Origin of the sequence: Niabella hirudinis (genome assembly GCF_051201075.1) — a bacterium.
Taxonomy (GTDB): domain Bacteria; phylum Bacteroidota; class Bacteroidia; order Chitinophagales; family Chitinophagaceae; genus Niabella; species Niabella hirudinis.
The window spans coordinates 437,749-461,495 of record NZ_JBPEHJ010000005.1 but is presented as its reverse complement, the minus strand read 5'-3'; the positions used below and the strand labels follow the sequence as shown (position 1 = coordinate 461,495).

Annotated in this window: 23 protein-coding genes; 12 read left to right on the top strand and 11 right to left on the bottom strand. The window is 46.5% G+C overall.

From position 1 onward, the window contains the following. Positions 1-132: 132 nt before the first annotated feature. Genes gltX through GGU45_RS12845 form a run of 3 tightly spaced genes read left to right on the top strand, consistent with a single transcriptional unit; the run spans position 133 to position 3,313 of the window. Entirely contained in the window at positions 133-1,662 is a 1,530-nt protein-coding gene (gene gltX / locus GGU45_RS12855) for a glutamate--tRNA ligase (protein ID WP_435225308.1), read from the top strand. Between the two features lie 31 nt (positions 1,663-1,693). Continuing rightward, positions 1,694-2,059 (top strand): 30S ribosome-binding factor RbfA, encoded by a 366-nt coding sequence (gene rbfA / locus GGU45_RS12850; RefSeq protein WP_435225307.1) that lies wholly within the window; start codon positions 1,694-1,696, stop codon positions 2,057-2,059. Positions 2,060-2,089: 30 nt separating this feature from the next. Further along, complete coding sequence (locus GGU45_RS12845) at positions 2,090-3,313, top strand: FtsX-like permease family protein (protein WP_435225306.1); 1,224 nt, start codon at positions 2,090-2,092, stop codon at positions 3,311-3,313. Positions 3,314-3,503: 190 nt separating this feature from the next. Here the strand turns inward: GGU45_RS12845 and GGU45_RS12840 are convergent, their stop codons facing one another. Then, the gene (locus tag GGU45_RS12840; RefSeq protein WP_090389275.1) at positions 3,504-4,337 is read right to left on the bottom strand and encodes a transketolase; all 834 of its coding nucleotides are present in this window, start codon (positions 4,335-4,337) and stop codon (positions 3,504-3,506) included. Positions 4,338-4,562: 225 nt separating this feature from the next. Between GGU45_RS12840 and GGU45_RS12835 the strand changes: the two genes are divergently transcribed. From GGU45_RS12835 to GGU45_RS12815, 5 genes are all read left to right on the top strand, one after another. Beyond that, positions 4,563-5,651 (top strand): MraY family glycosyltransferase, encoded by a 1,089-nt coding sequence (locus GGU45_RS12835; RefSeq protein WP_435225304.1) that lies wholly within the window; start codon positions 4,563-4,565, stop codon positions 5,649-5,651. Positions 5,652-5,738: 87 nt separating this feature from the next. Continuing rightward, positions 5,739-6,302: a ribosome recycling factor gene (gene frr, locus GGU45_RS12830; protein ID WP_435225302.1), complete on the top strand. Its 564-nt coding sequence runs from the start codon at positions 5,739-5,741 to the stop codon at positions 6,300-6,302. 73 nt (positions 6,303-6,375) lie between these two features. Next, a complete protein-coding gene (mscL, locus tag GGU45_RS12825) occupies positions 6,376-6,795 on the top strand; it encodes a large conductance mechanosensitive channel protein MscL (protein ID WP_435225300.1) in 420 nt (139 codons plus the stop codon). A gap of 107 nt (positions 6,796-6,902) precedes the next feature. Continuing rightward, positions 6,903-7,691: a segregation and condensation protein A gene (locus GGU45_RS12820; RefSeq protein ID WP_435225298.1), complete on the top strand. Its 789-nt coding sequence runs from the start codon at positions 6,903-6,905 to the stop codon at positions 7,689-7,691. An 18-nt stretch (positions 7,692-7,709) separates the two neighbouring features. After that, a complete protein-coding gene (locus GGU45_RS12815; RefSeq protein WP_435225297.1) occupies positions 7,710-8,123 on the top strand; it encodes an OsmC family protein in 414 nt (137 codons plus the stop codon). 153 nt (positions 8,124-8,276) lie between these two features. Here the strand turns inward: GGU45_RS12815 and GGU45_RS12810 are convergent, their stop codons facing one another. From GGU45_RS12810 to GGU45_RS12800, 3 genes are all read right to left on the bottom strand, one after another. Continuing rightward, positions 8,277-9,320, bottom strand: a complete 1,044-nt coding sequence (locus GGU45_RS12810) for a patatin-like phospholipase family protein (RefSeq protein ID WP_435225295.1) — start codon at positions 9,318-9,320, stop codon at positions 8,277-8,279. An 8-nt stretch (positions 9,321-9,328) separates the two neighbouring features. After that, positions 9,329-9,865, bottom strand: a complete 537-nt coding sequence (locus GGU45_RS12805) for a hypothetical protein (RefSeq protein WP_435225293.1) — start codon at positions 9,863-9,865, stop codon at positions 9,329-9,331. A gap of 615 nt (positions 9,866-10,480) precedes the next feature. Further along, complete coding sequence (locus GGU45_RS12800; protein WP_435225291.1) at positions 10,481-12,625, bottom strand: helix-turn-helix domain-containing protein; 2,145 nt, start codon at positions 12,623-12,625, stop codon at positions 10,481-10,483. Positions 12,626-12,919: 294 nt separating this feature from the next. Between GGU45_RS12800 and GGU45_RS12795 the strand changes: the two genes are divergently transcribed. The 3 genes from GGU45_RS12795 to GGU45_RS12785 all read left to right on the top strand — a co-directional run bounded on the left by GGU45_RS12795 (position 12,920) and on the right by GGU45_RS12785 (position 15,942). Further along, positions 12,920-13,258, top strand: a complete 339-nt coding sequence (locus tag GGU45_RS12795; RefSeq protein WP_435225290.1) for an ORF6N domain-containing protein — start codon at positions 12,920-12,922, stop codon at positions 13,256-13,258. Between the two features lie 37 nt (positions 13,259-13,295). Beyond that, entirely contained in the window at positions 13,296-14,363 is a 1,068-nt protein-coding gene (locus GGU45_RS12790; RefSeq protein ID WP_435225288.1) for an AI-2E family transporter, read from the top strand. 145 nt (positions 14,364-14,508) lie between these two features. Next, positions 14,509-15,942 carry a S41 family peptidase gene (locus GGU45_RS12785; RefSeq protein WP_435225286.1) on the top strand — a complete coding sequence of 478 codons (1,434 nt, stop codon included), beginning with the start codon at positions 14,509-14,511 and terminating at the stop codon, positions 15,940-15,942. Positions 15,943-16,070: 128 nt separating this feature from the next. Here the strand turns inward: GGU45_RS12785 and GGU45_RS12780 are convergent, their stop codons facing one another. The 5 genes from GGU45_RS12780 to GGU45_RS12760 all read right to left on the bottom strand — a co-directional run bounded on the left by GGU45_RS12780 (position 16,071) and on the right by GGU45_RS12760 (position 21,623). After that, positions 16,071-17,264, bottom strand: coding sequence for an FtsX-like permease family protein (locus GGU45_RS12780; protein ID WP_435225284.1), 1,194 nt, complete (start codon positions 17,262-17,264; stop codon positions 16,071-16,073). 9 nt (positions 17,265-17,273) lie between these two features. Continuing rightward, positions 17,274-17,915: an ATP-binding cassette domain-containing protein gene (locus GGU45_RS12775; protein WP_435225282.1), complete on the bottom strand. Its 642-nt coding sequence runs from the start codon at positions 17,913-17,915 to the stop codon at positions 17,274-17,276. Between the two features lie 12 nt (positions 17,916-17,927). Next, entirely contained in the window at positions 17,928-19,631 is a 1,704-nt protein-coding gene (locus tag GGU45_RS12770) for a DUF4836 family protein (RefSeq protein WP_435225280.1), read from the bottom strand. Between the two features lie 101 nt (positions 19,632-19,732). Beyond that, positions 19,733-21,100 (bottom strand): histidine--tRNA ligase, encoded by a 1,368-nt coding sequence (hisS, locus tag GGU45_RS12765; RefSeq protein WP_435225279.1) that lies wholly within the window; start codon positions 21,098-21,100, stop codon positions 19,733-19,735. Between the two features lie 67 nt (positions 21,101-21,167). Beyond that, a complete protein-coding gene (locus GGU45_RS12760; protein WP_435225277.1) occupies positions 21,168-21,623 on the bottom strand; it encodes a low molecular weight protein-tyrosine-phosphatase in 456 nt (151 codons plus the stop codon). 51 nt (positions 21,624-21,674) lie between these two features. Here GGU45_RS12760 and rlmN point away from each other — a divergent pair, with 51 nt between their 5' ends. Continuing rightward, positions 21,675-22,721 carry a dual-specificity RNA methyltransferase RlmN gene (rlmN, locus tag GGU45_RS12755; RefSeq protein WP_435225275.1) on the top strand — a complete coding sequence of 349 codons (1,047 nt, stop codon included), beginning with the start codon at positions 21,675-21,677 and terminating at the stop codon, positions 22,719-22,721. A 23-nt stretch (positions 22,722-22,744) separates the two neighbouring features. Here the strand turns inward: rlmN and GGU45_RS12750 are convergent, their stop codons facing one another. Together GGU45_RS12750 and GGU45_RS12745 are read right to left on the bottom strand one after the other, a co-directional pair. Next, positions 22,745-23,215, bottom strand: coding sequence for a DUF5362 family protein (locus tag GGU45_RS12750; protein ID WP_435225274.1), 471 nt, complete (start codon positions 23,213-23,215; stop codon positions 22,745-22,747). Between the two features lie 239 nt (positions 23,216-23,454). Further along, entirely contained in the window at positions 23,455-23,649 is a 195-nt protein-coding gene (locus GGU45_RS12745) for a hypothetical protein (protein WP_435225272.1), read from the bottom strand. Between the last annotated feature and the right edge of the window lie 98 nt (positions 23,650-23,747).

Sequence of the window (23,747 nt, the reverse complement as noted above, 5' to 3'; positions counted from 1 at the left end):
GTAGATTTTGTGTGTGGTAACCTAAATCTACTTAAAAGGAGGCCCAAAAGCCTCCTTCTTTTATTTACACTTACTTTTTTCCCCGGACACCAGTAACCTGGAACTTGAAACTTTAGAGTACTTTTGCAGCCTATGACTACGGATAAAAAAGTAAGAGTGCGTTTTGCGCCTTCGCCTACCGGCGGATTGCATTTAGGCGGTGTGAGAACCGTTTTGTATAACTATCTGTTTGCACGCCGGCACGGAGGTGATTTTATTTTAAGGATCGAGGATACCGACCAGACCCGTTTTGTACCGGGTGCCGAGGAATATATTTTTCAATGCTTGGCCTGGGCCGGGCTTGAACCGGATGAAAGCGTAAAACAGGGGGGTGGGTATGGCCCCTACCGCCAGAGCGAGCGCAAAGAACTGTATCGCGCCTATGCGGAACAGCTGGTTGAAAAGGGGCAGGCCTATTATGCCTTTGATACCCCGGAAGAACTGGAGCAGATGCGGCAGGATTTTAAAACCGAACAAAACCCCTCGCCCCAATATGACCATCACGTACGCCATAAAATGCGGAACTCGCTGACTCTGTCGGGGGAGGAAACCGACCGGTTGCTGAAGGAAAACACCCGGCACGTGATCCGGATCAAAATGCCGGAGAATGAAACTGTAGGGTTTACAGATATGATCCGCGGCGCCGTGAACTTTAATACCTCTCTTGTGGATGATAAAGTATTGCTGAAGGCAGATGGTATGCCCACCTATCACCTGGCAGTGGTAGTGGATGATCACCTGATGAAGATCAGCCATGCATTTCGCGGGGAAGAATGGCTGCCCAGCGCCCCGGTGCACATCCTCTTGTGGAAATACCTGTTTGGTCTGGAAAATATGCCGCAATGGGCGCATTTTCCGCTGATCCTGGGCCCAAGTGGAAAGCTAAGCAAACGCGATGGTGCCAAATACGGCTTCCCGGTATTTGCGATGAACTGGACAGATACCAAAACCGGCGAGCTGACGGAAGGGTTTAAGGAAAAAGGGTTTTTACCGGAGGCGTTTATCAACCTGCTGGCCGTGCTGGGCTGGAACGATGGTACCGAGCAGGAGCTGTTTTCGCTGGAAGAGCTGACGGAGAAGTTTTCGATGGACCGGGTACATAGCTCCGGGGCTAAGTTCGATTATGAGAAGGCGAAATGGTACAATCATGAATGGATCAAAAAACTGGCTCCCGAAGAGCTGACCCGGCGCGTAAAAGAGGTGCTTGAGGCAAGGGGGCTCACCGTCTCGGATGATCGGTTGCTGCAGAAGATCGTGGAAATGGTAAAAGACCGTACCTCCTTACTGACGGATTTTTACGAGCAGACATCCTATTTCTTTAAAATGCCTGAAAACATTGATACCGCGGCCATCGAGCCAAAATGGAGCGAAGCGAAGCAGTTGTTTTTTACCGAAGTGATCCGTAATTATGCACTTGGTACCGACTGGAAGGCAGAGACACTGGAAAATAATTTTAAAGAAATTGCAGCGGCCAATCAGCTCAAGCCGGGAGAAGTAATGCTGCCCCTGCGCATCATGCTGGTAGGCGGTAAATTTGGCCCCCATGTTTTTGATATCGCGGAGCTCCTGGGCAAAGAAGAAACGATAAAACGGATACAGCATACACTGAGTCTATTAAAGTAAGTAATTTTACAGGGAACAGAAAGCAACGATTATGGAGGAAAGTAAACGGCAAAAACAGGTAGCAGCGCTACTAAACGAAGAGATAAACGGCATTTTCCAGAAACTGGGACTGAGCATGATGGATGGGGGCATGGTTTCCATATCAGGGGTAAAAGTAACCCCCGACCTGCTGGAAGCCCGGTTTTACCTGAGTTTCTTCCAGGTGACTGATGCCGACGCAGCGTTGAAACGGATCGAAGAGCGACATCATGAAATAAAAAAGGAACTGGCGGCTGCGGTACGGCATCAGCTGCGCAATATGCCGGTACTGAAATTTTATGCAGATGACACCCTGGATCATGTATTCAGGATGGAGGAACTGTTTAAGAAAATTAATGAGGATAGAAAAGGCAATTAGCCGATTTGCGAATTTTAAACATCAAAATCATTGACGGCTCTATTCGCCTGGCGCTATTTCAGGGCAAAAAAATCCACGAACGTGATCAATATCATTGCGTGGATCTGCATTGTTGCGATTATGATCGGAACCGCTGCGTTGATCCTGGTGCTAAGCGTATTTAATGGTTTTGAAGGATTGGTGAAATCATTGTATTCCTCTTTTTACCCCGATATTAAGGTGGTGCCCGCATCAGGAAAATACCTCACGCTTAATGAAACACAGCTGCAGGAGTTAAGAGGCGTCAGCGGCCTGCGTAGCTTTTCGCTGGTGGTGGAGGAAAAAGCCATCCTCCGCAACGGAGACAACCAGGCACTGGTATCCCTGAAAGGGGTGGATAGCCATTTTAAAGCCGTTAACGGTATAGCAGCGCATATAGTAAACGGCCAGTTTGATATCGGTACTGTCCGGCATCCCCGGCTGGTAGTGGGGGGCGGCATTGAAGGGTCGTTGGGCATACGTACATCTCCGAACGTGGACCCTATGAGTATTTATATTCCCCGTAAAAGCGAATCGGAGGCGTTTGACGCCGCCAGTAATATTACGCCGGATACCATACGGAGCGCCGGCACTTTTGTAATACAGCAGGATTTTGATAATAAGTATGCTATTACGGAGATCGGTTTTTTGAAGCAAGCTATGGGAATTGATGCCCAAACGTTCAGTGGCGTAGAAATAGCTGTTGTGAATCCTTCGGTAACGGCAACAGTACAGGCGTCTGTACAACGGCTCTTTGGCAAGGGGTACCTGGTGCAGGACCGCTATCAGCAAAACCAAAGCCTGTATGCTATTATGAATCTGGAGCGTTGGGTCTTTTATGCCATTCTTAGTCTGATACTGGTGGTGGCAGCGTTTAATATGGTGGGGGCGCTTACCATGCTGGTCCTCGAAAAACAAAAAGATATCAGTGTATTGAATGCACTTGGTGCCGACCGCGGTTTTATCCTGAAGGTATTCCTCAGTGAAGGGTTTCTGCTGGCCATAATCGGTGGCGGTCTGGGTATGCTGCTGGCCCTGTTCCTGGTGCTCCTGCAAAAGCAATTTCACCTGGTACCCTTACAGGGAGGCTCTTTTTTGATCGACTATTTTCCGGTGGATCTGAAACTGCGTGATTTCCTGCTGGTGGCTATTACCGTTTTGGTGATTGCTTTTGTGGCTTCCTGGGCGCCTGCCCGTAAAGCCTCAGGAAGGGAGTTTTCACTAAAAGCAGAATAAGCCCCCGGGGAATGTAAAATATCCCATTTAAAATATTAAATGTAAAAGTGGAGCACTTGCTATTGCTCCCTGAACGGGCCTCCGATCGCAATGCATATTGGAGCCTTTACGAACGGAAGTCGCAAACAAAGACATCTCATTGAGTGTAACAATTAGTCCAACGTGGAACTTTAAACCTGAAACCCCAAACTTAATAGTCGCCCAGTGTTTCCGGTAATTGTTCCAGCGCTTTGGCCAGCTGTTCGTCATTGGGGGCAATGCCATGCCAGCCATGATCGTTTTCCATAAAATCGATACCCTTGCCCATGATCGTATGCATCATAATGGCGATTGGTTTTCCTTTACCGGTAGCGGCTTTGGCTTTATCAAGGGTGGCTACAACCTCGTCCATGTCGTTACCATTCATTTCCATCACCTCCCAGTCAAAAGCCCGGAATTTATCTGCCAGGTTACCCATGTTCAGGACTTTATCAGTAGGACCATCGATCTGCTGACCATTCCAGTCTACTGTAGCAATCAGGTTGTCTACTTTGTGGGAGGATGCAAACATAATGGCTTCCCAGTTTTGTCCTTCATTCAGTTCCCCGTCACCATGGAGTGAAAATACCAGGTGAGTATCTTTATTCATTTTTTTGCTGAGTGCTGCACCGATGGCTACGCTCATTCCTTGCCCAAGCGATCCGCTTGCAACCCGGATGCCGGGGAGATGCTCATGTGTGGCGGGGTGACCCTGCAGCCTGCTGTTTATTTTCCGGAAAGTAGCCAGTTCTTTGACATCAAAATATCCCGAGCGGGCCAGAACCGAATAGAATACAGGAGAAATATGGCCGTTTGACAGGAAGAACAAATCTTCATTGATACCATCCATATTAAAGGCAGGATTGTGTTCCATCTCCTTAAAGTAGAGGGCTGTCAAAAAGTCGGCGCATCCCAGGGAGCCTCCGGGGTGACCGCTGTTTGCTCCGTGAACCATTCTTACAATATCACGTCTAACCTGTGATGCAATTTCCTGTAAACTTGCCATAATTTGATTTTGAACAGCAAAAGTGCATTTTTTTTTTGACAATTCGGGTTCAGTTGCAACGAATTCTGCTCTTTTCCCGGTTTAAATAATTATTAAAATGTGCATAAAAGTTGCTACCTTGGGTATAAATCTTACTTTTGTTCTTGTAAACCTTATTTGATGCTAGAAATTCTGGTAACAGCTGTAATCGCATTTATAGTTGCGTTTCTCGCAATTCCAGTTGTGATGCTTATAGCTGACAAGAAGAAATTGTATGATATTCCGGATGAAAGAAAGTTGCATACGCATGCAATTGCTTCTTTGGGAGGGGTGGGTGTTTTTGTAGGCTTTCTTTTTGCAGGTTTGTTATGCATTAATTTTTCCAGTGCACCGGAGATGCGTTATTTTCTGGCTGCGGCTACCCTTACATTCTTTATTGGATTAAAAGATGATATTATTGCGCTATCTGCCACAAAAAAGTTTGTGGCACAGATCATTGCAGCAGCCATTATCATTCACCTCGGGAACGTGCGCATCGAAAGCATGCATGGCGTTTTAGGAATGGAAACTCTGGATCCGATGTATGGAGTGCCCCTTACTTATTTTATCATTATTCTCGTCATTAACGCGTATAATCTGATTGATGGTATTGATGGTTTGTCCGGCAGCCTGGGCCTGATGGCCACCCTGCTCTTTGGTACCTACTTCCTGTTGGCGCAAATGTACCCGTATGCAGCATTCTCCTTTGGGCTTTCGGCTGCTCTTATGGCATTCCTGATCTTCAATTACCATCCGGCCCGGATCTTTATGGGCGATTCCGGTTCCCTGCTGGTAGGCATGGTGGTATCCATACTGGTACTGAAATTTATTAACGTAGCCAATGAGCCGGATGCGGCGCTTCCGATAAGTTCCGCAGTGGCATTAGGCGTTTCGGTGCTGATTGTGCCGCTGGTGGATACCATCCGGGTTTTTGGAAACAGGATCCTTCGGGGCCGCTCACCTTTTGCCCCGGACAGGAATCATGTGCATCATTTGCTGCTGGACCGCGGTCTGGGGCATTCAACTGTGACGTTGATCTGTGTGTCTGCAAATATCTCTCTGATCCTGGTTACCTATCTCTGCCGGGGTTTGGGCAACACAACGCTGATCCTGGCTTTATTTGGCTCTTCGTTTGTTGCATTGGCGGTTCTTTATTATACCCTACCTAAAAGAAAACTGGTCATTCACCGGCGATATGTGGTGAACCAAACCAAACAGGAGCGACTGTCCGCACCTGCTCAATCCAAGGTTATTAACCTGCAAACCAAGGAAAAGGTTCAGAACCACATTCATTAGACGGCGCGTTTTCTTCAATTCAGGGCGGAGGATTCTATAGTTTCGGTTCCATTCGTTAGATTTGCAATCTTTAAATTTTTTGATTTTATGCAGGAACAAGTAAGTAATCTAATTGAATCATCGGAAGAGAATATGAAAAAGGCCATTACTCACCTGGAGTCAGGGCTGGCAAAAATCAGGGCCGGTAAGGCAAATCCGCAAATACTGGATGGGATTTATGTAGACTATTACGGATCTGCAATGCCGCTTAACCAGGTAGGAAATGTTACTGTGCTGGATGCGCGTACCCTTAATATTCAGCCCTGGGAAAAAAACATGCTTCAACCCATAGAGCGGGCGATCATTGCGGCCAATATCGGCCTGAACCCGCAAAATGACGGTGTTAATATTCGGTTGTTTTTACCACCCCTTACCGAAGAACGCAGAAGGGAGCTGGTAAAGAAAAGTCTTGCAGAAGGTGAAAACTCAAAGGTTGGTGTACGGAGTGCCCGCCGCGAGGTTATTGAAGGAATTAAAAAACTTCAAAAAGAAGGATTGAGCGAGGATGGTATGAAGGATGCCGAAGCAGTAGCCCAGCAGCTTACCGATAAATATATTGCCATCGTTGAAAAATACCTCGCAATAAAAGAAAAAGAGATCATGGCTGTGTAGCGATGCGTTATTTTATGCGGAGGAACCCTTAATCCGAATCACTTTTTATAACTTAAAAATCAATTACATGGGAATGCTTAAAGAATTTAAGGAGTTTGCCATTAAAGGGAACGCAGTCGACCTGGCCGTGGGTGTCATCATTGGTGGGGCTTTTGGTAAGATCGTTACCAGCATTATTGATGACCTTATTATGCCGGTGGTAGGCGCCATTATTGGAAAGCCGGATTTCAGCAGCCTTTACGTGGTGTTGAAGGGCAATGTTCCGGCCGGAACCAAACTGGAGGAAGCCCGCAAGATCGCAGACACTTCTGTCTTTGCTTATGGTAATTTTATTACCATTGCCATTAATTTTCTTTTACTGGCATTGGTGATCTTCTGGATGGTAAAGGCAATGAATAAAATGAAAAAAGAAACACCACCGCCGCCGCCTGAAGGTCCATCGTCTACCGATCAGTTGTTGATTGAGATCCGGGATGCGCTTAAAAAGCAATAAAAATCTGCCCAAATTATTCACAAAACGTCCCGCTCCGGTGGGGCGTTTTTTAGTGTCAGGGGCTTATTTGTTACATTTGTCTTCTTTTACCGAGTCAATATTTTTACGTGAGCACAACATACCAGATAAAACTTTCCCAGTTTGAAGGGCCCTTTGACCTGCTGCTGTTCTTTATTGAACGGGATGAACTGGATATCTACAATATTCCTATTACACAAATCACCAATGATTTTCTGACCTATATCAGGGAGCAGGAGTCGTTAAACATTGAGTTATCCAGCGAATTCATCCTTTTTGTTTCCACACTAATGCGCATCAAGGCAAAAATGCTCATTCCGCGTAAAGAGTTGGATGCCCAGGGAAACGAGATTGATCCCCGCGAGGAGCTCGTTAACAAAATACTGGAGTACAAACGATTTAAAGAAGCTTCTGCACAAATGGCCGAACTGGAGGCTACGCGCATGCTAATGGTAAAAAGAGGCAATATTCAGAAGGAGCTATCGGCAATAGGCGAGGAGGCCGGTGAGGGTACAGAAATTCACGCCATTACCATGTTTAAGCTGATGAAGGCTTTTGAAAAAGCGATGCAGCGGTACTCTGATAAAGTGAACCAGCCGGTGCATACGGTGGTGCGGTACAATTACACCATGGAGCACAGCCGGGCAAAAGTAATGGAGGAAGCACAGCTTTTGAAAACGCTTTCGTTTGAAAAGCTTTTTGATTATGCGCAAACACGGGTTCAGGCTATCTTTCTTTTTCTGTCGGTACTGGAACTGGTGCAGCAGAGCTTTTTAAAAATAATGATTGGCGAGGGCAAGAATAATTTTATCCTGGAATATGTAGAGCCGGAAGATCGTGAGGAGTCTATGACCGTTATTGAACCCACATTTTCTTAACCACAAAATAAAAACATTATGAAACGTTTTGCAACAGCCAACTGGCAGGGAACCGGAAAAGAAGGTACCGGTAAAACTGCCACCCAGTCCGGAGCATTAAATGATACGCCCTACTCTTTTAAGACAAGGTTTGAAGAGGGTAACCCCGGTACCAACCCGGAAGAGCTGATAGCGGCAGCGCATGCCAGTTGTTTTACCATGAAGCTGAGCTTTGTGCTAAATGAAGCAGGTTTTACGGCTGCCAATATTGACACTAAATGTACGGTTACTTTTGAAAATGGTGCGGTAACGGAAAGCCATCTGGATGTACAGGCGGCAGTGCCGGGCATCGGCCAGGCGGCGTTTGAAGCAGCTGTTAAAGATGCTGAAGCCAATTGCCCCATCAGCAAGGTACTGAATACGAAGATCACTTCTGCGGCTGTATTAGCCTGATATGAGGCTGTCTTCAAAAGGCACTTTATAGCACGATGTCGTTCTGAAGATTTCATCCCGGGCTTGACCCGGGATCTACTCTTGTTTCAGCATCTATTGACTAACCATCATCTTTAGATGCCGAAACAAGTTCGGCAGGTCCGCATCACCTGGCTATGCCCAGTCTGTTTCTCCCGGTCGTAAGTGAGACACGTACATGGACAATGCTGTTTTTCCCAGCTGGATCATTTCCGACATTTTTATGGGATCAAAAACAAGGCCGCCAGGGCCGCCATCCAATGCGGTTTGGGGCTGGAGGATATGCAGTTTTATTGGTGAGCGATTAACCAGATTCCCATAGTCCGGGTTGGTGCTGCTGAAGTAGCGTCCTATTGCGGCTTCAGAGATGCCGTCCGCTTTCATGGCGGTTTTTACCTGGTTGATATAATTAACGCTGTGAATATACTGGCGCGAGGCGTACAGGTCATTATCGGCTACGTCAGTTATAAAAACAGCAATTGTTTGCTGAAGAATGGGAAATAGCCGCGAATAGGTTTCCGGATCCGGGGTGCTGGTCCGGGCCGAAAGCAGGATGGTAAACAATTCATCGGCGCCGGCATTCAACGCAATCCCGATGCCGGCATATTCCCGGGTGCCGCCATCCACATATTGATAACCGGGGTTCGTTGTTCCTGGTATGTCTTTGCTAACCCGGATGGGGGGCATAAATACCGGCTGGCTGGCGGAAGCCATTACGGCTTTTCTGAAATGTTCTGCATTTTTTATTTTTTCGATGCGGTAATAGGTACCGGGTTCCGGTGCCGGGTCAGTCGTATATACCACCAGCTCCTGGCTTTGCAAACAGGTAGTGGTTAAATAGATTTTTTTTCCGGCAGCTACTAGTTGGTCATAAAAAGCATCTGTATAAATTTGTCGTACGCGCGCGCCCAGCCCGTTAGCCGTGTAAATGGAGGTGCCGCTCCAGATGCTTTCTCCCAGTTCCTGTTCTTCCAGGAGATCGTTGGTGGTAACACTGGTATACAACTCTTTCAGCGTGGGTAGCTCGCCCAGGGCCGCAAGAGGCGCAATAAGGGCGCCGGTGCTGGTTCCTACAATGGTATCAAACCTGAGGCGGTAGGTGGCTTCCAGATCCTCAATAATACCTACTGCAAATGCGCCTTTGGAGCCGCCGCCGCTGATGATGAGCGCTCTGTTCATGGGTTTGTTTAATCAAATTGAGGTTTAACTTTTTTGAACTTATTAAACTGGTAGCCGATAAATGACTGAAACCACCAGTTGTTTAAATGGTAGTCGCGCTGGGCTGTAAGGCCTAGCTGGATTTTCTGCAGCAATTCTAACCCGATGCCCCCGCCGGCCATGCGCTGCCCGTGTGTACCCCAGTTTGCTTCTGCCAGCAATTGCAGATTGCCAAAGGACAGCGCCATTGGTTTTTGGGTGCGCAGGTCCGTTAGTTTTAATGCAGCGGCCGGGCCAAAGAGCCCCGAAAAGCGCTTGTTATTATAAACAAAGCCCGCATGGGCGCCCAGCCGTAACCGGTCCACAATGGCCGTTATCTGCGGGCTTGACGCCACCCCGCCGCTATATAAATCCGGCGTAGCGGATCTGAAGCCCGTTGTAAACCCGTTGTTGAGCTTGAGTAGTAAGATAGCGCCCTTTTTGAATTCGGTAACCTGTTTCTTTTGAGCACTTGCCGGAAAAGTAAGAAACAGCGTAAGAATGAGGGCTATTGTTTTTACAGGCATCCAACAAAGTTTTTTTAAAGTTACAACTTTGCAGGGCCGAAAGGTACCGCCAATTTAGGGGAGGCCCTCAAAGCCGCCGATGCTGCTATATTGGACCCAATAACCCGGGGGATGAAAACTGAATTGAATCACTGTAAAAAGACGTTCTTTAATAGAGATCCAATGTAAAATACAAAAGTGGATTCCGTTAAAACCGGCAGGTTTCTTTTGCCAAACGAAAACTCCTTTTTCATTTTAAATTGATACTGAGCTCCGATGCATCGCATGCGCGTCAAGTTAGCATGCAAACTGTAGTACCCGCCGCATAGCGGTGATGAATATTGTAAGAGCGGGTTTTAACCCGTCTCGCCATCCAGACGAAGGGTTGAGAGCCGTCGGCTCGAAACATCTGTCGTGCCTATGGCACTCACATCTGCCTTTTCGCTGCTAACGTCGCGCTAAAGCACGACGTTCCAAAACCGATCCGGGGCTATGCCCCCCAAAGCCTTTAATAGCGCAGATTTGCTTGTATGCTTACATCCCCTTGACTTGACGCCAATGCGATGCATCGGAATGAAAAAGGAAACGGATTCTCTAAAAAATCACTTATTCATCCTTGCGAAGTATATACCCGCCTTATAAGGAGGCGGCCTGCTCTGGCTGTGTTGCTTTATTGGCCCAATAGGTAAAGTGGTTGATGAGCACCCGCAACTCATGAAATTCAAAAACCGGCAGCGCGCTTTTTGCGGCTGTAACGGAGGGCCATTTGCCCGGCTCAAAGGCGTTGTTAAAAACACCGAGCTGTTCTTCGGAAAAGAGGGTATTAATATTGAGGATCCCTACCTGGGCCACCCGGGCAAAGTGCCCGTAAACCGTGCTCAGTGCAAGATTGCGCTCTGCCGCAATTTCATCCGGTGTTTTCCCTGCTTCCAGCAGGTGGTAAGTAACCAGGTGCGAGGGCTGTTCCTTTTCTTTTACATGTACTTCAACATTCTTTTCTTCGGCAAGCAGTTTTTTATCCAGGAACTGTGCATTTTTAAGTCCCAGCAGGTAGGCTTCCAGTTCGCGCATAAAGCCGGCTACCGTTTGAAGATAACTTTTAACGCCCTTCTTATTGCGGGTGCCGTTGTAATATATTTTTACCGGTGCAAAAACCCGCTGTTGTACCTGGTCAAAGAAATAGTTGGCCGCTCCTGCGCCTTTTTCCGCAATCAGCTTCCAGGTTTCCGGATCCGGATCACGCATTTTCCGTTGTACAAAACCTTCAAATTTAATGAACGTGTCTTCGAGTGTACGGCAGCTTTCCCTTACCTGTGCAGATACGCTGGTGAACGCATCTTCATCATTGAGCTGTTTTTCCCGTCCGGCCTGTATCCAGTTTTCCATTGCAGTCAGGAAGGGCGCACAATTGAGGGTACGCAGCAATTTGCTGGCAGCAAAAGCATGTTTTTCCGTTTCATAGATCTGTTCCATTTTTTCGGAAGCGGAGGTCGCCCGATGGAAGTCGGAGATCCGGGTATCCCTGAAAATATTGGAAGGCCGGATGGGCGATTTAAGAACAATGCCCTCCAGGGTGCGGCATCGGCTCAATGCCACATATACCTGGCCGGGAGTAAAAGAGGCACCGGCATCAATGATGACCCGGTCAAAAGTAAGCCCCTGGCTTTTATGAATGGTAACTGCCCAGGCCAGCCGGAAAGGAAACTGTTCATAGCTGCCAACAACTTCCTCCCGGATCTCTTTTTTTTCGTCAAGGGAATATTTTTTATTTTCCCATTTTTCCCGGGCAACTTCCAACTCGTTCTCTGAGCCTTCAGGAAGAACAATAATTTTATCTTTTTCGATCCGCAGCACTTTCGCTAACCGTCCGTTATAATATTTTTTAGATTCGGAGGGATCATTGCGTATAAACATAACCTGGGCCTCGGGTTTTAGTACCAGGTGGGGATCATTGGGGTAAAGCTGTTCTTTAAAATCATCGGTAACAACCGCGCGGCAGGAAGTACCCTTGCCCGGCAGTGCTTCCAGCTGCTGCCTGTTAATGCCATCGGCCATATAGTTGTGCGATACCAGGTATACATACCGGTCTTCTGGCTCAAATCCGGACTGGTAGCGGGTATTCAACAGTTGAAAATCGATCCGGCCGGCATCACCTTCGCGGATAGAGTTGAGCAATGCAATAAATGTGGGATCGCTTTGCCGGAAAACGGTTTGGAGTTCAATGGTGACAAAGGGGGTGCTCTTCAGCGCCTTCGATTCAAAAAAATAGGGCGCCGGATAATAGGCGGCCAGCAGTTTTTCAGAAGCGGCCTTTACCACGGGCGGCAGCTGGTACAGATCGCCGATCAACAACAGCTGCACACCGCCAAATGCCAGGGTGGAACGTCTTGCAGATTTGAGCGCCAGGTCAATCATATCGAGCAGGTCTGCCCGCAGCATCGATACCTCATCAATGATCAGGATCTCCAGCGCTCTAAGGATCTCCAGCTTTTCCTTCCGGTATTTAAAATGGGGCAATAGTTGCGGAATATTGATCGCCTCATTCCGGTCTACCGGGTCCATGGTGGGCATAAATGAAGTAAGTGGCAGCCCAAACATGGAATGGATGGTAACACCGCCCGCATTTATGGCCGCAATACCGGTGGGCGCCACCACAATGCTGTTTTTGGTAGTTCTGCGGATAAAATCGTTTAGAAATGTTGTTTTTCCCGTTCCGGCCTTACCGGTTAAGAAAACGTTCCGCTGGGTGAACTCGATGATATTGTATATTTTTTCAGACAATGAAAATGCGGCTTTTGGTCATTTTAAATAGGTATGGTAAAGATAACGGTTAATTTTTAATATATACCGGATGGACGTCATTCAAATTTTCGCAACGCGGTATAAATATGTTCCCGAAGTCAGCTTTTATCAATTGAACGTCCTGCTGTTCTGAAGGTCCGGAATTGCTTCTGCTTTTACCTGGCATCTATACATGATTCACTCGAACTAAAAAGAGATCCTGTTATCCCTTCGCTGGCAACTAAAAAACTACCGGGTCCTGTTGCGGAGCAGGAAGTCATAAACCGGATATATGTGGTTAGGGGCGTACGGATTATGCTGGACAAGGACCTCGCAGAGATGTACGGCGTAGAAACCAGGAGACTGAATGAGCAGGTAAAACGCAATGCGGAACGGTTTCCGGAAAGCTTTATGTTCCGGTTAACAAATGAAGAAGTGAACTCCATGGTGTCGCAAAATGCGATGCCTTCCAAACAGGTTTTAGGAGGGACATTACCCAGTGTTTTTACAGAACATGTCGTATTGATGCTGGCCAATGTACTAAAAAGCAGCCACGCGCACCCATCGGTTTTAAAACCAAAAACTCCGGGGAATAAATTTCCGTACCCACTCCCCGCTTTTGAGGGCCGGTGACCAAAATAAGCTATTTTTATAGGCATAAAATTATATAATGAACTACAGGAAAATTGATAACAATATACTCCGGCAAATTGTACTGATCCTGCTGATTGGGCTTTTGGGCTTTATGATCTTTTTTAATCTCCGGTATTTTACACCCGGCGCCCTTGGGGCCATTACCCTGTATATACTTTTTAGAAAAACTTTTTTCCGGCTCACAGAGCAACAAAAATGGAGGAAACCGCTGGCCAGCTTTTTTTTTATGTTCCTGACGCTGGCGGTTATTGCATTGCCCCTTTGGCTGATCATTGAGGTAATGATCCCGCAGATCAGCCACTTGCTGGCCAATAAGCAGGTGATCATTGAAAAGTTTAATGCGGTAAAAACATTTATTGCCAGCAAACCGGTATTGAACCGCATCAATCTTTCTGACGAATCCCTGATGCGTACATTAGGAAAGGTAACGGCTTATTTCCCGGGTATTCTTAACTCGGTAGCTGAAATTTTTGTAAACCTTTTTACGGCGTTATTTATTCTTTATTTTATGCAGGTGAACGCGCGGGGCATGGAAAAGCGGATCCGGTTATTTATCCCCTTCAGCGATGATAATACACAAACGCTATGGGAGGAAACAAAAATGATGGTGCGCTCCAACGCCCTGGGTATTCCGATTCTTGCGCTATGCCAGGGTTTGGTAGCAGTGCTGGGCTACTGGATTTTTGGGGTGGATAATTTTGTAATGTGGGGGTTAATGACTGGTGCTGCTTCGATGATACCAGCCGTGGGAACCATGATTGTTTGGGTGCCCATCAGTATTGTTGTGTTTGCTACAGGAAGCGTGGGCAATGGCATTGGTCTTGTCCTGTATTGCCTGATCGTTGTGGGGGGCATCGATAACGTATTGCGGTTCACCATTCTTAAAAGAATAGGAAACATTCATCCGCTGATTACCGTGTTTGGCGTGCTGCTGGGGTTGAAACTCTTTGGTATTATGGGGCTTATTTTTGGCCCGCTGTTCATGTCGTATTTCTTACTGCTGATACAGGTGTACCGCATTGAATTTGGCAAAAAAAGTGATTTGGTTGCGCAGAATACGGGGGATACTAATTTGTCCCGCTAAACGGGATGAAAATGTGGAGATGTGAAAATGTGGGAAATGTGAGAGTGGATATTCTCGCTCTTTATTATACGCTGCTTTCTTCCGGCATTTTTTAAACAGGCATGAATATTTGTTTTCATAGACAACTACAATAGAATTGTTATATATGCGATCAGGACTGCTGGCTGTTTTATTATTGCTGATAAATATTACCGCAGAGGCCCAGTATCTTTATGGGAGGGTAACGCAAAAGTATCCCCCCGGGGAAATTAAAAAAGATATAGCGCAGTTATATGGGGATCTGAAGAAGTATCACCTCAACCTTAACCGTTTTATTACGGCCGCGGAATTAAAAGAAGCTTTTGACAGTATTCAGAATACTGTTTCCGATTCATTAACGGCCCAGCAATTACATTACCGGCTGCTTCCTTTGCTGAGCAGGATCGGGGATGGCCATCTGACATTCAACTATTTTGATCCGGCTAAAATTACAGCAGCAGATAAGGCTGAATATACCGCGGATTATGATTCCCCGTTTGAACAGCTGCAGTTGAAATTTATCGGGAAGCGGATTTTTGTAAAAGACTGCATTGCTGAAGGAAAAAGGATCCCGGCAGGTGCAGAAGTGGTTTCTATAAATGGTATGGGCTCCGGGGCTGTTATTGATAAAGCATTACAGTACACTTTTGCCGATGGCTACAACACCACGTTTAAATATTTTTTCCTGAATTATAAACCCCTGGATGGGTTATGGACAAACGTTTTTCGTGTTTGCAAAACGCTTCATGTAGTGTATAGGAGCGGCAATGCGATGGACAGTGTTACTATACAGGGTAAACGGAAGAGGAACGCACTCCGGCCTTCGGATAGTGCGGTGGTAAATAGACTTCCTTTTCTTGATTTTAAGAGGATTGATACGGGCACTGCATATCTTAAAATAAATACGTTTGAACCGGCATGGGATTCAACAGACCGGCAAACGTTTGCAAGACTCTCAAAAGAGCTGGGGCAGGCCAGGCACCTGATCCTGGACCTGCGAGGTAACACGGGTGGTCAAATGGGACTCATGCTGATGATGTTAAGAGGGATGATCACCCAGTCAATACAGCCCATAAAATTTCCCGCTGAACTTACAAAAGGGGTACTACTGCCACCTAGGGATACGGCCAAGAGGAATCAGCTCCGGTATGTAAAAGAATATAATATTCAGGGTTGGGGAAACCTGGTACCTTTTAACGGCGCCTATAAGAATCCACTTTATGTACTCATAAATGGCGGCACATTTTCCGCAGCTACTACAATGGCTTATGCATTGGCCATTGATAAGCGCGCCGTGCTTATAGGTGAAGAAACGGGAGGCGGCAGAAATACCATTACTGCCGGTATTATGTATAACAACCGAATGAAGTATACGGGTATTTCCTATTCTTTTGGATTGGTACCATTCAATGCTACCTATCCCGCTGCTGAAACAGGGCATGGTGTACAGCCTGATATAAAGATCAACTACACTGTGGATGACTATCTCAACAACCGCGACCTTGAAATGGAACGGGCGCTGCAACTGATTGAGATGGAGACGAGTAATTTGAAAGTTTGAAAATGTGGGAATGAAAATGGCCTTCGACAAGCTCAGGCGGATGAGCCTGACACTTTAAACCTCAAGCAAAAGAAGCATTTCGATCTTGAAATCGGCACTAACATTGAACTTCAAACCTGAAACAAAAACTACCCCAGCCCGTACAATAATTTTTTTACCAGCCTTGCATTGGTAACGATCGCCATCAGCACCAGGACTGCGGCCAGCAATACCACCATCCAGCTAACGAGGGAGGAGAGCTCCGGCCGGTTAAACATCACAAAATGATGAAAGGCCCATTGCATGATCTGTGTACAGAGTAAAGCCGCCAGTACTATAAAAATGTAAACGGGTACAAACTGGTTGGATACATTTTTACCCAGCCATCGTGGGGAATAGCCCAGGGTCAGCAATAGTTCCAGGTTTTGCCGGCTACGGGCAATCACCAGCTGCAGGTAAAATGAAAACAGCATCAATGCGAGGATGACCACCAGCAGTCCAAAAATACCCAGCCCGCTAAAGATCCCCTGGAGCACTATTTTATTACGCCCCAACAGCGTCTTATCGCGGTTAATAACATAATGCTGGGCATCGAGGTAACTGACCAGCTGCGGATCATTTACGTCCTTTAATTTCAGAAATAACCGGCTGGCGTCCTGGCGCTCTTTATTGCCAAATGCTTTGTTGGCCCATTGGAGAAAATTTTTAGGTACCAGCACAGAGTTCACGCGATCGCTAAAGGCAACGATTCTCCCGGAAAACGTAACCGCATTGTTACTGCCGTAACAGGATATTTGTACCGGGATCCCCATGGCCGTTTCCTTAGACAATTGGGGAAGACCCTGGCCCGGCGCAAAAATATTATAGATCTCAAAAAAATCGGACGATAAAATGATGGGAATGTTCTGTTCGCCTTCCTTCCAGTTAAAATTGGGCGGTAATGTGTCAATAAAATCGTTGTCCAGCGCCTCCAGGAACATATCGGTACTAAAAGGCAACACATTTCCGGCACTCAATTGTACCCTGAAATCATTGGCAAGCAAAGGCGAAACGCCCGCGATAAAGGGCTGTTTTTTTACTGCATCAATTTCATCGGCATGAAATAAATTCTTATCGGGCTGTCCCATGGTTTCGTTGGTGATGGTTTTGGTGATCGATACAAAATCAAAACCGTCCTTACGAATGCTGCCCTCTTTCAGCAGCTGCTGAATGTTGATGAACATCTGTACCGAGCATAGGAGCAACAGTACACCAATACCCAAACCTATATAGGAAAACCAGCGCGATGAGGCGTTGGTACCGGTATGCAATAAAGGTTTTATGGGCTTAAAGGATAATGCCACAATAAAAATTTACAGATGAAACAAATGGGTTGCCGGGAAGCTGCCGGCTTTTTCAAGTTCAGCAAAAATGACCAGGGCATTTCTGCGGGCCGCTTCTTCAAGGATGAGCTCAGTGGCTTTTTGGGAGTTCGCATGATCCAGGTGACTGAAGGGTTCATCCATTAATAAAACATCGAAGGGTTGTAACAGCGCCCGGATGATTACCGCCCGTTGCTGTTCGCCGTAGGAACAGTTTTGCGCCAGTGCATTCAGCCGGTGGTCAACTCCCAGTCTTTTCGCCATTTCGGTGATCCGCTCCTGCGGATGATAAGGGTTGAGCTGTCGCTTGATTTCCAGGTTTTCCAGGAGGGTTTGGTCTTCAAAAAGCCGCATATCCTGGAGGATAATACTTACATGATCTTTTCGCAGGGCCGCAGTTTCCTCCCGGCTGAACTGCCTCAGCGGCTTGCCATCATACAAAATGCTGCCATTATAGCTTTCCCTCATTTTGTAAAGAAAATGGATCAGCGATGTTTTGCCGGTACCGGATGGGGCCACAATATTCACCAGGTCGCCGTTGGAAAAGGAGCGCTCCTTTCCCCAGATATCCGAGATGGATTTGCGCTCCTCTTCAAAATATAGCGGTAATAAGTTCTTGATCTCAATTTTCATGAGGGGCCTTGGTTAATTTTCGGATGCCGGTGACGCTGCCAATCTTGCTGTATCTGCAATCGGCGCCGTTTCTCCCACATCGATCACCTCTTTTTTTGGCATTGCCCGGTACATTTTATCGATATACTGGTTCAGCTGCTTCAGTGCATTGGTCTGGTTGTCTGCCAGGTTAATCTCCACTTTGCTGATAACTTCCCCGCCCTTGATATCGGAGTGCATGGTAATTGTTTTCCAGAAATTGGCCGAAACCTCCAGGTTGTTTTTATAAGTCGTGTCTTTTTTGGTGTTGGCTATAATGGTTGTGAAGATCTTCTGAAGGTTCACATACCCGCCCATACTATGGCCGGTAAATGGTTGAGCGTAGACCGGTTTTTTGCCACCTCCAAGAAAGGCATTCACATCTGCCTCGGATCCTCCAAGGGCAAACCATTTGTCGGTAAGTTTGCTTTTGATACGCTCCAGGGTGCTATCCTTTACGGGCATTTCTTTATCGATTGTTTTTCTGAAAGCATCAATCAGTTTCTGAAAGCTGGTTCTGTCGCCCACGGATGATCCAAAAACAAAATCAAATTTGGTATCGTCTTTTTCGTAAGGGATGGTTTTTCCGTTATCTAATGTAATAGTGGCCGGTTTTCCGGTTATCGTAACATCCGTGACTGCAAATGATTGTGTACCCCCGTTGGCTTTGGTAAAATCGTCAATGGAAATTCCCAATTGGGCAAGACCGACATTGGCAATGCCATCAAATCCTAAAAGTTTGATCAGGTCTTTTATATAAGACGGGGCATAACTCATGCTAAATGCGGCCAATACCTCCTGGTCCGGCAGGTGGCTGATAGTTTCAGCCGTAATGTGACTGCCGCTGTTTTTCTTCAACAGATCGGTCATTTCCTTGCTATAGTAGCTTTTAAAGTCAGCAGTTATTTTACCGTTGTCAAAATTAGCTTTACCGGCCGTGATGGCGCCATCGAGCAATGCATTAAATTTCATCATGGACATAATGCCGCCGGCTAAACCGCTGTAAAGATTTCCGCTGTTTACCCACACATGCATATCGGCCTTGTCGCTGATCAGGTCCGCAAAGCGCTTGTCACTATCCAGCAGCTTGCTGCCCTTTAGCTGGAAGGTGTTTTTAGCCAGAAGTTTCAAACTATCCAGCGGGTATTTTTCGGTGCTGCCGCCAAAGCCACCGCGGTTACCGGCAAGCCCTTTGTTCATACCGGATGCATCAATAATGGCAATGAACAATTTATCATTAAAATAAACCACGGCATTATCATCGTCCGGTGATTTTACAAAACTGTATTCCCCGTCTTTTTCAATCTTTATATTTCCCTTGCCGCCTTGCTCAATAACCCTGGAAAATTTAGCGGCATCTTTGAGGCTCCCCTCAAATGCCAGATAGCCGTTGCTGCTATTCCGTTTTAAAAAGAATACGAGATTGCCTTTTGGATCGATACCCGAGGTTTCGGGATCGTTCAACAGCTGTTTTACGAGAGAATCTGTTGCCTGGTTCAGGGCACTGGTGTACCAGGAGGTTTGTTTGATTTCTGCCCAGGTCAGTTTGGAGGAGAGAGATGCCAGGTCTATATGAAGCGCCATTGCCGCATCGTCTGGTACCAGCAATCCGGTTTTGCCTCCCTTGTTACAGGCGGTGATCAAAAATGCAAGCCCGATGCTTAAAATCAACAGGCCTTTGTTTTTCACGTTTGTCATGTTATATTGGTTTTGTTGTTTGTGTTTTTGAACGAATCTTCGCCCATCTGTAAATTTTTCGATGAATGCCTATTATAGAATACTTTTCACTAAATAACGTCTTACTCAAAGCTATAATTCCTCAAATCGTCAAAGGTTACCTGTTGTTGGCTGCCGGAGTGTAAATTTTTTATTATGACCGCTCCCGATTCCAGTTCCTTGCTACCCAGGATGGCCACATGGCGGATTCCTTTTTTGTCGGCGTATTTGAATTGTTTGTCAAACTTGACCGTTTCATGAAAAAGCTCGCATGCCACACCGGTTGCACGAAGGGTTTGCATCAACTCAAATGCCTTTTCTGCTTCCGCGGAGCCTAAGTTAAAAAACAGCAGTGTGGTGCCGTTATATACATCGGCGGGAAACAGGTTTAACTCGGTAAGCACATCATAAATACGGTCAACACCAAAGGAAATACCTACACCCGGTATATTGGGTACGCCAAACAAGCCGGTAAGGTCATCATAACGGCCGCCGCCGCCAATGCTGCCTATTTGCACGTTTAGGGCTTTTACTTCAAAAATAGTTCCGGTATAATAATTGAGCCCGCGGGCCAGGGTAACATCGATTTTTATTTCTGATTTCTGATTTCTGATTTCTGACTTCTCAATAATGTATTCCAGTTCCCGGATACCCTCCTGTCCGGTGCTGTTTTCGGAAAAGATGGATTTCAAACGGTCCAGTTTCTCCTTATTGGTTCCGTTTATCTCCAGAAACTGTTGAATGAGGCGCACCTGGTCATCAGAAAGTCCCCGTTCGGCCAGTTCTTCTTTTACTTTATCCATGCCAATCTTGTCCAGTTTATCAATGGCAATGGCAATATCGGTCATTTTTTCGGCGCCGCCACACTGTGCTGCCAGTGCGGTGAGTATCTTCCGGTTGTTGATCCGTATTTCTACCGGTAGCCTCAGTTTTCCGAAAACAGTGGCATAAATAGCCACCAGCTCCAGTTCATTGATCAGGGAGCGGCTGCCCACTACATCGGCATCGCATTGATAAAATTCGCGGTACCGCCCTTTTTGAGGCCGGTCTGCCCGCCATACCGGCTGCAGCTGGTAACGCTTAAAAGGGAGGGTGAGCTGGTTATAGTTCATAGCCACATAACGGGCAAACGGAATCGTTAGGTCATAACGCAGCGCCCGTTCGGTAATATCCTTGGTGGACCTGCCCTCCATTACTTTTTCGAATCCGGCCTTTATTTTATCGGCCTTTGCTGCATTGTCCAGCCCGTTGTTCAGGATTTTAAAGATCAGTTTGTCTCCCTCCTCGCCATATTTACCCATCAGGGTGTCCAGGTTTTCCATGGCCGGTGTTTCCAGCGGCTGAAAGCCATATAGCTCAAAAACTTCTTTTATGGTATTAAAAATATAGTTGCGTTTGCGTACGGTTGCCGCATCAAAATCTCTTGTTCCTTGTGGCAGGGATGGTTTCATTTTTTTAGTTCATTGTTGATGGTTCATTGTTCATGGCTGCTATGAACCATGATTCATGAACTATACGCTATTGGTATCTTTTAATAATTTTGTTTGTGGCTTTATCCAGCATATCATATACTTCATGATAGCCCGGTTCGGGACCATACCAGGGGTCCGGAACGTCTTTGTTCCTGCCGGGTTCCATCTCATTCATAATGAGGTCTACTTTTGAAGCATCAAACCGGCTGCGGGCAATGTACCGGATCTCATCGATCACATCCCCGGCCATGGCATATATTTTGTCGAACCGGTCAAAATCTGCAGCTACAAAATCCCGGGCCCGTTGGCCCGAAATATCAATTCCATGTAAGGCCGCCACTTTTTGCGACAGGCGATGGGGTGTTTCCCCCGTATGGTAGCCATTGGTGCCGGCACTGTCTACCTCCCAGTTCAATCCCAGCTCCGCCGCTTTTTTTTGTAAAATCCCCTCTGCCAGCGGGCTCCTGCAAATATTGCCCAGGCATACCATTAAAATCTTCATGGCGCAAAGATAAAGGAACTTTAAACCTGAAAGGGGGCGTATCTTTGCCGGATGAACACAAAGCAGCAGAACATCCGTACCCTCAGCCTTACCGACCTGGAGGATTATTTTTTGTCCATCGGGGAAAAAAAATTCCGCGCCCGGCAGGTATATGACTGGTTGTGGCTGAAGCCGGTACAGGGCTTTGATGCCATGAGCAATATCAGCAAGGAGCTACGTCAGAAACTGGGCGACCGGTTTAGTTTTCCGGCCCTCACAGTAGATACCACACAACATTCGGAAGATGGCACCATAAAATCCCGGTTTAAAACAACAGAGGGCTACTTTACCGAAGGCGTTCTGATTCCTACCGATGAGCGTAAAACCGCCTGCGTTAGTTCACAGATCGGGTGCAGTTTGAGTTGCAAATTCTGTGCTACCGGTTATATCGAGCGGAAACGGAACCTGACTTTTGACGAGATCTTTGATGAAGTAGCCCTGATCAATCAGCAATCACTGGAAGTATATGATAAAAAGCTCACCAACATTGTGTTTATGGGCATGGGTGAGCCGCTGCTCAATTATAAAAATGTATTAAAAGCAGTCGAAAGGATCACTTCTCCCGAGGGGCTGGCCATGAGCCCCCGGAGGATCACCGTTTCTACGGCGGGCGTAGCCAAACAGATCCGGCAGCTGGGGGATGACCAGGTGAAATTCAAGCTGGCTCTTTCCCTGCACGCGGCCAACGACAAAAAGCGCCATGAGATCATGCCCATTAACGACACCAATAATATACAATCGCTGATTGAGGCATTGAATTATTTCTATAAGCAAACAAAGAACGAGATCACTTTTGAATACATCCTGTTCAACAATTTTAATGACTCGCTCGAAGATGCGGATGAGCTGATCAAAGTTTATCGCCAGGTGCCGGCAGACCTGGTGAACCTGATTGAGTACAACCCCATTGAGTTTGCAAAATTTACCAAGCCTTCTGAGGAAAAAGTAGATGCATTTATGAAACACCTGGAAAAGAACCGGGTAAACGCCCGTTTACGACGTAGCCGCGGAAAGGATATTGATGCGGCTTGCGGACAGCTGGCCAACAAGGGTAAATGACTGGTTGTTAATGAAATAGGGAATCAGAACCGGGAGGTTATGGCGCCCATGCCAAAGGCCAGGAAAGCAATAATATAAAAACCAATGATCACAATGGCAAGGATGCCTGCAAAGCGGAAAAAGCTTTTGAGATAACGGAGTCCTTCATTCAGGTCGGCGATATTTTCGGTCTGGACCCCCTTTCGGGTGATGCTTCCGAACTTGTATAGATAAAACGAAGGAAAGAAATACAGCAATGCCATAACGATATAAATCAACCCCAGGGCGGCACCGGGGATCGGCATTCCGCTGGCCTGCATCATGGAAGAGCCTGCCATCAGTACTCCCACCCCGGCTATAAGAATAACAGAGAGGGCAATCAAACCGATAATGCCGAGGAACCGGGCCCATTTGGAGGCTTCACCAATGTAAACTTTTCCCTGCTCATTGATCTCAAGATTCCTGAAAAGGCCGCCTTCCTGCTGCTGGGGTGCGGGCTGATTAAAATTGTCCATATTTGTCTGGTTTTAGTGTTACATGCTCTTATGACCGGTCCGTAAGGCACTTGCCGGAGAAGTGATCTTTTGCCGGATATATGTGGCTGTTCCCAAAGCAGGACAGATCGTTACTTATGCACTCCAAAAATGAACAATAATCATCCCTTGCATGCTATCAGTAATGTATGGATGGCATTACGTGCATGCGCTGCAATTGTACAGCCTTTATAAGGATCTGACCACACAAAAGGGAATGATTATTTTTTATTATCACCCGGGGGATGCTCGATATGTCCTTTTCTATCCCCTATTTTATCAATGGTTTCTTTTCCCCGTTGTAGCAGGGAAGATACCGGACCTTCCATGTCTTCCTGAGGGTCCCCTTCATGTTTTTTGGGAAGATCTTTTAAATCCTCTTTCTTATTTTCATTATGTTGTTCCTGGAGGTTCATAATAATTCATTTTGGAGGATGATTTTACTACTACAAGTTACCAAAAAAATGTGATATATTTTCCGGTGAACAACAGGCTTGTTCAAAAGATGATTGGT